Below are 13,272 nucleotides of genomic sequence, written 5' to 3'. Positions count from 1 at the left end.
GAAGGTTCAAATGTTATTTCCAACTCATGGATTCCGCCGCTTTCGATACTCTCGAACCTCAACATTTCTCCTGGTTCTAGCGGCGACGTTCGCCACGCCGCAGGCTTGGGGACAAACCCCCGGATCGATCGACCTTCCCGAGGCGGCTGACGAACTCCCGGCAGAGGAAACCGCCGCCGCACCGCGCCTTCCCATGGACGACAGCGCCCTCAGCTTGCAAGGGCTGACTCGGCTGACGGACGAAGCCGACGACGCCATCGCCGTCGAAGATTTCGATCGCGCCATCACCAAACTGCAAGAAGCCCGACAGTGGGGCAATCAGCTTTCGTCCTTTTACCAACAGCTTTCCAGCGGATTTTCCGGCATCGACAACCGCATTTACCAACAACAGCGACGCATGGCGTTAGAAGCCGCCCAAATGCGGGATGTCGCCACCTACCAACTAGCCCTGTTACATCGCGCCCAAGGACAACCCGAACTCGCCGTTCCCTTACTGGTGCAAATCGTCGCCTCCCAGAACCCCACCCGAGAACTGGGCAACCGCGCCTATCGCCAACTTTACGAATTGGGCTTTGTCGAATCGCCCTTCGGCATTCAAATCGACGCAGAAGAAGGCGACGACGAAAACGCCGAAAATTCTGCCAATCCCACTGACAGCCAAGACACCGCCGAAACCCCAGAACCAGAAAACGACGCCCCCGCCCCTCTCGCCAACTCGATTCTCAGTCTCAGCGGCGTTTCCACGTTAATGGAACAGGCCAACGACGCAGTGACCTCTGAAAATTACGACGCCGCCGCCCGGAAATTACAAGAAGCCCGAGAACTGGGAAATCGCCTCTCGAACTACTACCAGCAGTTAGCCGGAAGTTTTTCGGGCATCGAAAACAGCATTTACGAACAACAACGACGCCTCGCCCTAGAATCGGCGCAGTTACGGGACGAAGCCACGTACCAACTGGCGTTATTACATCGCGCCCAAAACCAGCCCGAACTGGCGGTTCCGCTACTGGTGGAAATCGTGGGGTCTCAAAACCCGACGCGGGAGTTGGGCAAAAACGCTTACCGCCAACTCTACGAACTCGGCTTCGTCAACGATCCTTATTCCGGCGGACGGAATTAGGAGAATTGAGGAGAATTGAGAATTGAGGAGAATTGAGGAGAATTGACAATTCTTCCCATCACCCGATTGGGGGCGGTGCGTCTTGACCCCCTCTCCTCATCCCATCATCCCATCATCCCCCCATCTCCCCATCTCCCCCTCTCCTCATCCCATCATCCCATCATCCCATCATCCCCCCATCTCCCCCTCCAAAAGCCTGTAGGATCGCTCTGGACGGCTTCGACGGAGAGAGAGGATATGGTGGGATTCGGACGAGAGATCTGCGGCAATCTGGAATTGGCGCAAACCCGGGAGTGGCTGGTAACGAACGGCATCGGCGGTTATGGGTGCGGGACGGTTCCGGGGCTGTTGACGCGCCACTATCACGGTTTGTTAGTGGCGGCGTTGGAACCGCCGTTAGGACGGACGCTGATGTTGGTGAAGTTGGACGAGACGGCGGCGTATTTGGGTCGATCGATCGACCTGGCCACGAACCGCTGGGCGGACGGAACGGTGGCGCCGTCGGGGTATTTACAGTTGGAACGGTTTTATCTCGAAGGGACAGTTCCCGTGTGGCAGTTTGGGGTGGCGGATGCCCGACTGTCGAAGCGAGTTTGGATGGAACAGGGACAGAATACGACTTATATTCGTTACAGCTTAGATCGGGCTTCTGCCCCGTTTCATCTGTCGTTAAAGGCGTTCGCGAATACTCGAGACCATCATGGGGCGTCGGTGGTGGGTAACTGGCAGGTGTGGACCGTGGAAGGGGGCATCGACGTGGTAGCCTTCGGCGGTGCGGTTCCGCTGCGGTTGCGAGGTGAGGGAACTTGGACGCCTCACCATCGCTGGTATCGGGAGTTCGATTTGGCGATGGAACGGTATCGGGGAACGGGAAGTTGGGAAAATCACCTACATGCGGCCACGTTGGAGGCGATGTTGGAACCGGGACAGTCGTTGACGGTGGTGGCGAGTACCGAAAACCACGTTGGTATTGACGGGGAGGCGGCACTTCAACGCCGCTACGACTATGAGGAAGGGTTGCGCGATCGCTTTGTCGCCCGCAGTGGGAAATCCTCTTGGTTGGAACAGTTGGCGTTAGCGGCAGACCAATTCGTGGTCGATCGACCCTTGGCGGACGATCCTGCCGGAAAAACGGTCATTGCAGGCTATCCCTGGTTTAGCGATTGGGGACGGGACACGGCGGTGAGTTTGCCGGGTTTGACAGTGGCAACGGGACGGCCGGAACTGGCACGGCCGGTTTTGCGGACGTTTGCTAAATATTTCGATCGCGGCATGATGCCGAATCTGTTCCCCGATGGCAGTCGCAAACCGGCGTATAACACGGTCGATGCGATTTTGTGGTATTTTCAGGCGTTGCGATCGTACTTACTCGCGACGGGAGACAACGCCCTTATTGCCGAGTTGTTCCCGGCGTTGCAGGAGGTTATCGATTGGCATTGTCGCGGCACTCGTTACAACATCCATGTCGATGAAGATGGCTTGTTGTACGCCGGGGAACCGGACGTCCAGTTAACTTGGATGGATGCCAAGGTGGACGACTGGGTGGTGACGCCTCGCCAGGGGAAAGCGGTGGAAGTCAACGCCCTATGGTACAACGCTCTCTCGACGATGGTGGAGTTGGCGGCGGCATTGGACAAACCCACAGCGGAATACGAAGGGTTGGCGAAACGGACGCGGGAGGGGTTCGATCGCTTTTGGTATGCCCCCGGAGGTTACTGTTACGACGCGATCGACGGTCCAGAAGGAGACGACGCCACGTTACGGCCGAATCAGATTTTCGCCGTGTCCTTGCCCCATGCGGTGTTGACGGGGGAACGGGCGAAGTCAGTGGTGGATTTGGTGGGACAGAAACTCGTCACCTCTTACGGGTTGCGATCGATCTCCCCGGACGATCGCCAGTACCGTCGTTATTACGGGGGCGATCGCTGGCAGCGTGACGGGGCGTACCACCAAGGGACGGTGTGGGCTTGGTTGTTGGGGCCTTTTGCCGAAGCCCATTTCCGAGTTTACGGCAACGCAGCCGAGGCGCGGAGTTTCCTCGAACCGATGAGAGAACATCTCTCGGCGGCGGGCCTCGGCAGCCTCAGCGAGATTTTCGACGGCGACCCCCCTCACACGCCTCGGGGCTGTTTCGCCCAGGCGTGGAGTGTGGCGGAAGTGTTACGAGTGATGGAAAAGCTGAGTTAACGATTCAGAAAAACTCAACAACACCCGGAACTCTCGCCGCAAACAGGCGCGTCGTGGGTGCGGGTTTCTCGATAGTTGGCACCCTTGGTTTCTTGAGGGCTGCGAACGGTCGAACGTTGACAATCGAATTTTTTCGCCTGTTCTAAAGGAATGTCTTGATGAGGCAAAATGGGAATCACATCCTGTTGATAAGGACTGTTCGGATTCGTCAAAATTTGGAAGGTTTTATCGCAAACTGCCATCCGTTGACCGCGATGGTAAACATGGCCGTCATCGTCCCGCACTTGTTTCCAAGGACCTTTGTAAACCACCGCTTGATGGCGTTCCCAACAGTCTCCTTCTTTCCCTTTGTAGGCGCGAACGGTCATCGATCGAAACTCGATGCCATCGATAACTTGCCAGGGGTCTTCTTGACGGGATAAAATTTCGATTCCGTAAAATCCCGCCTCTTCAAACATTTCTAAAAAGCCTTCTTCTCGGAACGCGCCGGAAATGCAACCGCTCCAAAGTTCTGGGTCGTTGATAATTTTTTCGGTCGGCGTTTCGTCGCACACGATGTCCGAAATGACAGCGCGTCCGCCCCGTTTCAAGACTCGAAAAATCTCGCGAAATAACTGTTGTTTGTCTTGGGGACGCACTAAGTTCAAGACGCAGTTGGACACCACTACGTCAACGCTGTTGTCGGGAATGGCGGGTTCTTCTAATCGCAGGCGATCGCGCTCGGTTTCTAAGGCGGCTAAATCCTCCAGGGTCTTGACGGGATGGGCGTTTAGCCAAGTTTGAAGTTTTTCTAAATTTAAGGCTAAATCTTGAATTTTGCCCTTGACAAAATCAACGTTGTGGTATCCAATTTTCGCAGAAATCTCAGCTTGATATTTCCGAGCCAGCGCCAACATGGTGTCGTTGAAATCGACGCCGATAACGCGGCCAGTTTCGCCGACTTTTTGGGAAAGAATGTAACAAATTTTTCCCGCACCCGAGCCTAAATCGACGACGGTTTCACCGGGGTTGACGTAGCGAGAGGGGTCGCCACATCCGTAGTCTTTTTCGAGGATTTCGTCGGGTAAAACCTCTAAATAGTGCGTTTCGTATTCCGTGGGACAACACAAGCTGGCTTCGACTTGTTGCGCCCCGGCTTGATAGCGATCGAGAACAGCTTGTTCGACATTGTAATGTTCGACATTGTAAGCGGTGGTTGGGCTATCGGTCATTGAAATATCCTTGAAATGCAATAAGGTCTTTAATTCAGGGTAGCGGTGTTTGGTAGAAGTACGATCGCAGAGGTCGATCGCATTTTCGTCAACCGCCGATCGATTGCGTTACTGTAGTTGTCAAAGAATCGATCTAAGAATCGCACCCTACCCAAGCCTAACCCATGCTCCACTTCCGTTACAGCAGCCTCATCGATGCCCCCGTCGAAGTCGTCTGGAACTTCCACGAACGTCAAGATATCCTGCAACTCCTCACTCCGCCGTGGCAACCTGTGGAAGTCGTCCGCCGAGAAGGAGGACTCAACATCGGGGCAATTAGCGAATTTAACATTTACTTGGGACCGATTCCCCTGCGCTGGGTGGCGCGTCATACGGAATTCGAAAAATATCGCCTGTTTACAGACGAACAAACCGAAGGACCGATGGAGTCGTGGACGCACCGACACCAATTCAGCGAGGAAGACGGAAAAACCCGGTTGACGGATTCGATCGCCTATCAAATGCCAGGATCGCCAATTTCTGAAACGCTAATGGGATGGTTCGTTGAAGAACGGCTTCGGGATATGTTTCGCTATCGCCACGAGGTCACGCAACGAGAATGTAGAGGTTGATGGGATAATGGGATGAGGAGATGAGGAGGGATAGCGTTGGAGAGTTCGGCAGAGTATGTTTGCGCCTATTGTGGCGAGACGAATCCCACGTTTGTGGATTGGAGTGCGGGTTCCCAGCAATCTTACGTCGAAGACTGTCAGGTTTGCTGTCAGCCGAATATTTTGTACCTTCGGTTCGACGAAGAGACCTTAGATGTCGAAATCGATACCGAAACGGAATCTTGATTTTCCCGGTTTTTTAGAAAGTCTCAAATACCGTCAGCCATAACTTGCGTGGCTTCCTCGACGGACATCGGATGACTGAAAAAATACCCTTGCATTTGGGGACAGTCGAGTTGTTGAAGTCGATCGAACTGCGTTTGAGTTTCCACCCCTTCGGCAACGATGCGAAGTTCGAGGGCGTTTCCTAACGCCACCATAGCCGCGATCGCCGCTTCGTTATAACTGTCTTCCCCCAAGGTGTGGACGAAGTTTTGATGGATTTTGAGAGTTTGAATCGGGAAAATCGGTAGAGAACTCAACGACGCATACCCGGTTCCGAAATCGTCGAGGGCGATGGAAACCCCCATTTTCTGAAAAGTTTGAACTCGCTCTCGCACGATTTTCGTATCTTGCAGGGCAACCGTTTCGGGGATTTCTAACTCCAGTTGACTCGGATCGATACTCGTCTCCTCTAAAAACTCCGCCAGACGATCGCTTAAATTGGGGTTTTGCAGTTCGTAAGTCGAAAGGTTCGCCGAAATTTTGCCAACCTGCAATTTCGCCGCGTTCCAGCTTTGAATTTGCCGACAGAGGGTTTCGAGAACCCATTCGCCGATGGCCACAATCGATCCGTTTTCCTCCGCCATCGGTAAAAACTGCGACGGCGACAGCAAGCCTCGTCTAGGGTGTTGCCACCGCAACAGGGCTTCCCACGCCACGATCGCCCCCTCTACCGTCACCTGGGGTTGGTAGTACAGCCGAAACTCGTTCTGTTCCAGGGCTTTTCGCAAACTCTCAATAGCCAAACGGCGTTTCGAGGCTTGGGCTTCCATCGACGGACTGTAAAGCTGATAGTTGTTGCGTCCGGCGTCTTTGGCGCGATAAAGAGCAATGTCGGCTTGTTTGACCAAAGTTTCGGCATCTTCGTCGTCGGAAGGATAAATGGCGATGCCGATGCTGGTACTGACGTAAAGCTGGTGTCCGTCAATCTCAAACGGCGGTTCGAGGACTTTCAACAAACGACGGGCGATTTTCTCGGCGTCTTGGATTTGGCGCAATTGCGGTAACAAAAGGATAAACTCGTCGCCCCCCCAGCGGGCGATGACATCGAACTGACGCAAACAGCGACGAAGGCGATGGCTAGTTTGTTGTAACAGCTTGTCGCCGATGGCGTGACCGAGGGTATCGTTGATGGTTTTGAACTGATCGAGATCCAGAAAACAGACCGCCGCTTTATCGCCGTTGCGTTTGGCGCGGGCGAGGGCGGTTTGAAGGTGTTCGTCGAACAGAAGGCGGTTGGGGAGTCCCGTCAGCAGGTCGTGAAAGGCTCGATATTGGACGATTTCAGCGGTGCGTTGGTGTTGGATGGTGCCGCCGATACTGGCGGCGACGGCTTGGAGAATGGAAATTTCGCTCTCGGAAACCAAGTGGTGCGTTTGAACGCATTCCCAACTCAAATAGCCCCAGTGTTCGTCTTCGATGACGATGGGTAACAGCAGAAAGGCGGCGATGTTCTCAGCGGCTAAGGTCGATCGCAGCGGTTCGGGACTTTGGCTGACAGTTCGGTGAACGTAGCGTCCGCTGTCGAGAACTTGGTAGTCCTCCGGTAACAGGGTAAATACCTCGTCGTCGCCCTCTTCTTCTTGGGAGGCCAGGCGATTTTGTCGAGAAGTTAAATTATCGTTGTGCCACTCGTAGCGGAGGGTGACAGTTGGCGGAACCTGACTCGATTCAGTGTATTCGTAGACGCCGATACGATCGACCCCCGTAGTTTCCCCGACGATGGCTAAGGCTTCGGGAATGACGTTCCTGCGGTTTCCCTGGGCGATGAGGGTTTGCAGGGCGCGAGAGGTTCCCTGTAACAGCGCGTCTCGGTGGTGCAGTTGCAGTTCCGCTTGTTTGCGAACGGTGATGTCTTCGACGGTGCCTTCGATGGCGATGGGGCGTTGGTGGCCGTCCCAGACCATGCGGGCGGTTTCGCGAATCCAAATTTTCGATCGATCGCGCCGATAGACTTGAGTTTCAATACTGCTACCTTCAGGGTGAAAGCGAACTTTCTCGAAAAAGGCGGTTCGATCGCTTGGGTTAACGTATAACTCGACCTCCGGTCGGTTCGCCGCCGAAACGAATTCCTCTGCATCGTCGTAACCGAAGATACTGGCCAGCATGGGGTTGACCATCGTGTAGCGACCCTCTGGCGTTTGTTGGTAAATGCCCGAAACCGCGTTCTCGAAAATATTGCGATATTTTTTGTGATGGAGAACAACACTGAGTTGAACGGTAATCGCCGACACCAGAGAAATTTTTTGCTGGTCCGCTTGTTGGGCTTGGCGGACGAAGAACACCAGAACCCCCAACACTTCCCCTTTCACCAACAGAGGCATGACTAAACCCGCCGAAAACCCGTGGGCGATCGCACTTTCGACTCGCAACAGATCTAAGGTCGGGTCTAAACTGCCTTCTGAGTGGGAATCCACCCGATCGATCGACCACACTTGACCGTACCAGCGGGCTTCAGCGGGAAAAGTCAGGTCTTGCGCCAATTGCCGAAAATGCCAGTCTTTCTGATAGGTTTCACTGTCGGGGTCAGAATTGCTGTACCACGCCGACCGACTTTCGAGTTGCTGGCCGTCAGGAGTGGGAATCCAAACCTCACCGTAATCCCACAGGGTCACTTGACAGATTTTCCGCAACGCCACCCCCAACGCCGCCGTGAAATCTCGCGATTCCACCATCGCCAGAGTAATCGTTTGCAGCAGTCGCGCTTCTTTGAGGACGCGCCGCCGTTCGCTGGTATCGTGACAGAGACCGACGATTTGTCGGACACAACCCTGTTTGTCCAAAATCGGAGAGAGAGACACCAAGAGCGTCGTCGGTTGTCCGTACCGCTGCCACGTCACCTCGTAAGAGAGGGCTTGCTTTTTGTCCCGACAGCGATCGCACTGTTCCCACGTTTCACAGGCGATGAGTTCGGGAAAACAGAGATCGATCGAGCGATCGAGCGCCTCGTCTTCCAGAAGCAACATCCGACGCAGAGCCGGATTCCTGTTAATCAGAACGTAGTCCGTTTCCGTCGCCGACCGTTGCACGTCTAGGATAAAAATGCCGTCGAACGTTTGGTCGAGAACGGCTTTCAGCCAAGTCTCAGTAGACGCCAAAATATCAGCCGTTCTAGGACTGGCTTCGGGTGACTCGGCGTTTCTGGGCATGAGCAGTCTGGGTTGCAAGATATTCGTTCGCGGAAGCAATATGAAGCAGGGTCGTGTCTACATCCATTGTCGGCTAAATTTCTCTATTTCGCTTCCGGATATCCCACAGAGTCCCCGTCGGTAAGATTACAGTCGAACTCAGTGGCGTCGGAGTCCCACCCAAAATCGATTCAATCAATCCGGCCCGTTGCCAAACCGATAGCCTTTACCGTACACCGTATGTACCAGGGGAGCTTCTCCCGATACCGACACTTTACGACGCAACAGGCGAATCGATGCCGCCAAGACGTTACTACTCGGTTGCGTCTCGCTTCCCCACAAATGCTCTTGAATTTGTTGGTGGGTCAACAGTTGCCCCGGATGTTCCATAAAATACGCTAACAGGCGCGTTTCCTTTTCCGAGAGTTCGATCGTGCGTCCGTTGCGGTACGCCAGTTGGTTGTCACAGTCGAGTTCCAAGTCTTCAACCCGCAACCGCCCAGAATTCACCTCTTGCGTCTCGAAACGGGACGATCGCCGCAGCAAGGCCCGCACTCGCGCCAGCAATTCCCGCAGTTCAAAGGGTTTGACCAAATAATCGTCCGCCCCCGCATCCAGACCCAACACGCGATCGTCGAGAGTATCCTTGGCCGTGAGGAACAACACCGGGGTCGTATCTCCCCCTTCCCGACATTTCTGGCACAAGTCTAACCCGCTCAGTTTCGGTAACATCCAATCCAGTACCAGCAAGTCGTAAGACTCGTTGCGAGCGAGTTTCAAGCCTCCTTCGCCGTCGTCGGCCACATCGACGGTATATCCTTCCCGTTGGAGAACTCGGGCTAAGGGCGCAGTCAGTTCGACTTCGTCGTCTACGAGGAGAATTCGCATCTCGCGGAAATAGGGGATTTCGAGGGTTACATCTTTCTTTATCCTATCGTTACGCTGAACGCGCGTCGATCGACCCTCGACCGGTGCAGGGTTGCGGACGAGAGAATTTTTCACCTCAATTTCACTGAAATTATCCCGATCTCCCCCGCCCGGCCTCGTAGTTTGGAATGGTAGATGCACCCTGACGATCGCCCCTGGCTCCTCGCGGGCTAGGGGTTTTTTCTTTGAGCGCGAGCTTCCGGAACAATGGAATTTTGACACTCCCACTAATTGAATTCGTGGGAGTGTCCACTAGAGACGCTCTCTTGGCTAGATCCCCGGCATCTTAAAGATGCCGGGGATCTTTGACAAGCCGTCAATTTCCCGACCCTTGGCCAATCCCCCTAGATCGGGCAATATTTTTCGGATGTTTAACATATTTTGGAAAGTAATAGTGTTATTATTTCCATCGTTCCTACGCTCTGCGTAGGGACGCACCTTTCGGACGCTCTGCGTCGAGTCGTCAAGCACGGGGCGCAGAGCGCCTCAACTCCCGTTCCCACGCCGAGCGTAGGAACGATAAGACGGGTTAATTTGATGCTTTCATCAATGGCAGCGTTATTGAAAATTGGTATAACATATTTTGGAAAGTAATAGTGTTATTATTTGCAAGACTATACAATTCTCAAAGGGAGTTATTTCCGTCAGGATTTCTCCCCATTGTCGAATTTTTGAAATTCGACAAAATAGCGATCGACTCAAACTTGAATCTCAAAATTAAATGGCCATTCCTACCCTCTTCGTTACCCTCGCCATCCTGCTGGGACATCTCGCTGTCGCCTTGGTTATCTATCTTGTAACCGCTCGCCGCCGCCAGTCTTCCAAATCCGTCGTCAACTCCTACGACGATTAACTCAAGACGGGATATCACTTCTAGATCTCACTTCTAGATCCCCGGCATCTCGCAGATGCCGGGGATCTTTTGGATCTTTGGCATCTTTGACGGGCAGTCAGTCTCAATTGTGCGGCCGAACTTCCCTGAATCCAGCTAGATTTAGGGGCGCATTAACATATTTTGCCTAAAAATAGTGTTATTATTTACAATAATACACAGAATCAAAAAAGAGAGTTCTTTCCCTCAGAGCCTCTGCCAATCGTCGAATTCAAAAAAACGTGACAAAATAGAGATCGCTCAACATTGAATCTCCAAATTAAATCGCCATGAATGTCATTTTAATTACATCAGGAATCCTCTTCGGACTCCTCGCCCTCGCGCTAATCCTCTATCTTACAACAGCTCGCCGCTACCAATCCTCAGAATCCGTCGCCAACTCCTACGACGAATGGACTGAAGACGGGATTTTAGAATTTTACTGGGGCGAACACATTCACCTGGGTCATTACGGTTCCCCGCCGCAACGCAAAGATTTTCTGGAAGCTAAAGCCGATTTCGTCCGTGAAATGGTTCGTTGGGGCGGTTTGGAAAATCTGCCGCAAGGAACCACAGTTTTAGATGTGGGTTGCGGTATCGGTGGAAGCAGTCGAATTTTAGCCCGAGAATACGGTTTTTCGGTCACGGGAATTACCATTAGCCCCCAACAAGTCAAACGGGCCCAGGAATTAACGCCGGAAGAGGTAGACGCTAAATTTCAAGTAGACGACGCCATGTCGCTATCCTTTCCTGATGGAAGTTTCGATGTGGTCTGGTCGATCGAAGCCGGTCCACATATGCCCGACAAAGCCGGTTTTGCTAAAGAATTAATTCGGGTTTTGAAACCCGGTGGGATTCTCGTTGTGGCAGATTGGAACCAACGAGACGCTCGCCAAAAACCCTTGAATTTCTGGGAGAGAATTGTTATGAAACAACTCCTAGATCAGTGGTCGCATCCGGAATTTGCCAGTATTGAAGGGTTTTCAGAACTGTTAGAAGAAACCGGATTGGTTGAAGGTTCCGTGACAACAGACGATTGGACAGAAGAAACACTTCCCTCTTGGATCGATTCCATTTGGCAAGGCATTATTCGACCGCAAGGCTGGTTGAAATATGGAGTTTCTGGGTTTGTTAAATCTGTGCGAGAAGTGCCGACGATCCTGTTAATGCGGCTGGCGTTTGGTGCGGGACTTTGTCGCTTTGGAATGTTCCGGGCGGTGCGTGGGGAGTCTTCGCCGGAATTGGTGGAAACTGCCTCGAGTCAAACGGCGAAAAATTAACGATAAGTCAGGAGGAGTGGCGGGCGATCGACCCCTTCAAAAAACTGAATTTCCAAGAAAGCCAGTAGAGTCAGAAACCGGGTATCTTCAACGGTAGATATCTGGTTTTTGACCTTTGAGTAGCCTGGTTTGACAGTCCCAGGGAGAAGCCGAGATCGATCGCCCCCCTAAATTGGTTAAATTAAAAAAATAGCCCACAAAACAGCGAGTCGATACAGAGTGCCATGCTGCTTGGTAGTAACTATCCTTCCTCCACGTTACGCGATCGCACCCTCGAAACCACCCTGCGCGAACGGCGATCGCGCCTCGCCGAACGAGTCGATTTTCCCGTCGTCCTCTGGTCCGGACGCAGTAAATCCCGCAACTTTCCCGCCAACCGCTACCCCTTTCGCGCCAGCAGTCATTTCCTCTACTTCGCAGGGCTTCCCCTGGAAAACGCCGCCATTCGACTCGAAGGGGGTAAATTAGAACTGTTTCTCGACGACCCGGAACCGGGAGACGCCCTCTGGCACGGAGAACAGCCCAAACGCCACGAAATCGCCCGTACCATCGGGGCCGATGCGGCGTTTCCCCTGTCGGAACTGCCCGCCCGCGCCCAAAACGCCGCCACGATCGCCGTTCTGGACGCTTCGGTACGACAGCAGCAAGCTTTGGTGTTAGAGCGATCGATCTCCCCTCTCGACTCACTGCAAGGGATCGATCGTCAACTCGTCCGCGCCATCGTCCAACTGCGCCTGACTCACGATGCGGGGGCGTTGGTGGAGTTGCGTCAGGCGGCGGCTGTGGCGGTGGAAGCCCACAAAGCGGGAATGGCCGCCACCAAAACCGCCCATTGGGAAGCCCAGGTGCGGGGGGCGATGGAAGGGGTCATCCTCAGCCACAACATGACCTGTTCCTACAACAGTATCGTCACAGTACGGGGCGAAGTGCTGCACAACGAGGCGTATCACAATCCCATCGACGCCGGAGACTTGTTACTGGCGGACGTGGGGGCGGAAACCCGCTATGGTTGGGCGTCTGATATTACCCGCACCTGGCCGGTCAACGGGCGCTTTTCCCCCACGCAGCGGGCGATTTACGATGTGGTGCTGGCCGCCCACGATCGCGCCATCGAAGCGGTTCGTCCCGGCGTCGAATATCGCAACGTTCACTTACTCGCCGCCAAAACCCTCGCCGAAGGCTTAGTTGATTTGGGTATTCTTCGAGGCGATCCTGAGAGTTTAGTGGAAACCGACGCCACCGCTCTGTTTTTCCCCCACGGGATCGGTCATTTACTGGGGTTGGACGTTCACGATATGGAGGATTTGGGAGATTACGCGGGATACGAGAAAAACCGGGCGCGAAGCGATCGATTCGGTTTGTGTTTCCTGCGCTTGCACCGTCCCCTGCAACCGTCCATGCTGGTGACGATCGAACCCGGATTCTACCAAGTTCCCGGCATTCTCAACGATTCGGCGAACCGGGAAAAATACAAAGATGCGGTCAACTGGGAACGGTTAGCGACTTTCGCCGACGTGCGCGGAATTCGCATTGAAGACGATGTTCTCGTAACCGAAGAGGGGTGCGAAGTCATCACCGCCACCTTACCGACGCAAGCCGAAGCGATCGAACAGTTGGTTTCCGGTTAACTGTCTCCCGTTAACTCTCAAAAACCGGGTATTGTAGAGATACCCGGT

10 protein-coding genes are annotated in these 13,272 nt (G+C 53.7%); 7 read left to right on the top strand and 3 right to left on the bottom strand.

Features of this window, described 5'->3' with window-relative positions; all coding sequences use genetic code 11:
• Positions 1–10 precede the first annotated feature (10 nt).
• Entirely contained in the window at positions 11–1,120 is a 1,110-nt protein-coding gene (locus ACP5D4_RS07025) for a hypothetical protein (RefSeq protein ID WP_428010913.1), read from the top strand.
• Between the two features lie 237 nt (positions 1,121–1,357).
• A complete protein-coding gene (locus ACP5D4_RS07020) occupies positions 1,358–3,307 on the top strand; it encodes an amylo-alpha-1,6-glucosidase (RefSeq protein ID WP_428010929.1) in 1,950 nt (649 codons plus the stop codon).
• 14 nt (positions 3,308–3,321) lie between these two features.
• On the opposite strand, the gene ACP5D4_RS07015 is transcribed toward ACP5D4_RS07020, so the two are convergent.
• Positions 3,322–4,524: a methyltransferase domain-containing protein gene (locus tag ACP5D4_RS07015; RefSeq protein WP_428010928.1), complete on the bottom strand. Its 1,203-nt coding sequence runs from the start codon at positions 4,522–4,524 to the stop codon at positions 3,322–3,324.
• Between the two features lie 158 nt (positions 4,525–4,682).
• Between ACP5D4_RS07015 and ACP5D4_RS07010 the strand changes: the two genes are divergently transcribed.
• Complete coding sequence (locus ACP5D4_RS07010) at positions 4,683–5,129, top strand: SRPBCC family protein (RefSeq protein WP_428010912.1); 447 nt, start codon at positions 4,683–4,685, stop codon at positions 5,127–5,129.
• A 36-nt stretch (positions 5,130–5,165) separates the two neighbouring features.
• The gene (locus tag ACP5D4_RS07005; protein WP_428010911.1) at positions 5,166–5,354 is read left to right on the top strand and encodes a CPXCG motif-containing cysteine-rich protein; all 189 of its coding nucleotides are present in this window, start codon (positions 5,166–5,168) and stop codon (positions 5,352–5,354) included.
• Between the two features lie 23 nt (positions 5,355–5,377).
• Here the strand turns inward: ACP5D4_RS07005 and ACP5D4_RS07000 are convergent, their stop codons facing one another.
• Positions 5,378–8,539 carry an EAL domain-containing protein gene (locus ACP5D4_RS07000; protein WP_428010910.1) on the bottom strand — a complete coding sequence of 1,054 codons (3,162 nt, stop codon included), beginning with the start codon at positions 8,537–8,539 and terminating at the stop codon, positions 5,378–5,380.
• A gap of 174 nt (positions 8,540–8,713) precedes the next feature.
• Positions 8,714–9,406 (bottom strand): two-component system response regulator RppA, encoded by a 693-nt coding sequence (rppA, locus tag ACP5D4_RS06995; protein ID WP_428010927.1) that lies wholly within the window; start codon positions 9,404–9,406, stop codon positions 8,714–8,716.
• 760 nt (positions 9,407–10,166) lie between these two features.
• On the opposite strand from rppA, the gene ACP5D4_RS06990 reads away from it, so the two are divergent.
• The 3 genes from ACP5D4_RS06990 (at position 10,167) to ACP5D4_RS06980 (ending at position 13,224) form a co-directional block, all read left to right on the top strand.
• Positions 10,167–10,298, top strand: coding sequence for a hypothetical protein (locus ACP5D4_RS06990; protein WP_428010909.1), 132 nt, complete (start codon positions 10,167–10,169; stop codon positions 10,296–10,298).
• 308 nt (positions 10,299–10,606) lie between these two features.
• A complete protein-coding gene (locus tag ACP5D4_RS06985; RefSeq protein WP_428010908.1) occupies positions 10,607–11,596 on the top strand; it encodes a methyltransferase domain-containing protein in 990 nt (329 codons plus the stop codon).
• A gap of 224 nt (positions 11,597–11,820) precedes the next feature.
• Positions 11,821–13,224: an aminopeptidase P N-terminal domain-containing protein gene (locus tag ACP5D4_RS06980; RefSeq protein ID WP_428010907.1), complete on the top strand. Its 1,404-nt coding sequence runs from the start codon at positions 11,821–11,823 to the stop codon at positions 13,222–13,224.
• Positions 13,225–13,272: the final 48 nt, after the last annotated feature.

This window comes from Baaleninema sp., assembly GCF_049974805.1.
Taxonomy (GTDB): Bacteria; Cyanobacteriota; Cyanobacteriia; order Cyanobacteriales; family Geitlerinemataceae; genus Baaleninema.
This window is presented reverse-complemented; position numbering and strand designations above follow the sequence as displayed.